1 protein-coding gene is annotated in these 885 nt (G+C 53.2%); it reads left to right on the forward strand.

The annotated features are described in order from the left end of the window. The first annotated feature begins 112 nt into the window (after window positions 1-112). Entirely contained in the window at window positions 113-838 is a 726-nt protein-coding gene (gene rpsC / locus R7F64_RS23790) for a 30S ribosomal protein S3 (protein WP_318072137.1), read from the forward strand. The last annotated feature ends 47 nt before the right edge of the window (window positions 839-885 follow it).

The following is an 885-nucleotide window of genomic DNA, read 5'->3' on the forward strand; positions in this document are numbered from 1 at the left end:
GTCACCACCACCCATGTAGGGAGGGTGGCATATAGCTCCCCAGGAATCCCAGACCCCCCAGTTGGTCCTGACAGGAGAACAAGGGCATTGAGGGGTGGTGGGGCAATGTTCGATGCAGATTTCCAAGAAGAGGAAGTTTGTAGCTGATGGCATCTTCAAAGCTGAACTGAATGAGTTTCTCACTCGGGAGCTGGCTGAAGATGGCTACTCTGGAGTTGAAGTCCGAGTTACGCCGACCAGAACAGAAATCATTATTTTAGCCACCAGAACACAGAATGTTCTTGGGGAGAAGGGTCGTCGGATCAGAGAGCTGACTGCAGTTGTCCAGAAGCGGTTTGGCTTCCCTGAAGGCAGCGTAGAGCTGTATGCAGAAAAAGTGGCCACAAGAGGTCTGTGTGCCATTGCCCAGGCAGAGTCTCTACGCTACAAACTCTTAGGAGGGCTTGCAGTTCGAAGGGCCTGCTATGGTGTGCTTCGGTTCATTATGGAAAGTGGGGCCAAGGGCTGTGAGGTTGTGGTCTCTGGGAAGCTCCGAGGACAGAGGGCCAAGTCCATGAAGTTTGTGGATGGTCTGATGATTCACAGCGGAGACCCTGTTAACTACTATGTTGACACTGCTGTGCGCCATGTGCTCCTCAGACAGGGCGTGCTGGGCATCAAAGTGAAGATCATGCTGCCCTGGGACCCAAGTGGTAAGATTGGTCCCAAGAAGCCTCTGCCTGATCATGTGAGCATTGTGGAACCTAAAGATGAAATCTTGCCCACCACCCCCATCTCAGAACAGAAGGGTGGGAAGCCAGAGCCACCCGCCATGCCTCAGCCAGTGCCTACAGCATAACAGGGTCTTGGCAGCTGCATCTGGAGGCTGGATGTTGTCTTGTAAAG

This window comes from Vibrio sp. Vb1980 (genome assembly GCF_033338615.1).
Classification (GTDB): Bacteria; Pseudomonadota; Gammaproteobacteria; order Enterobacterales; family Vibrionaceae; genus Vibrio; species Vibrio alginolyticus.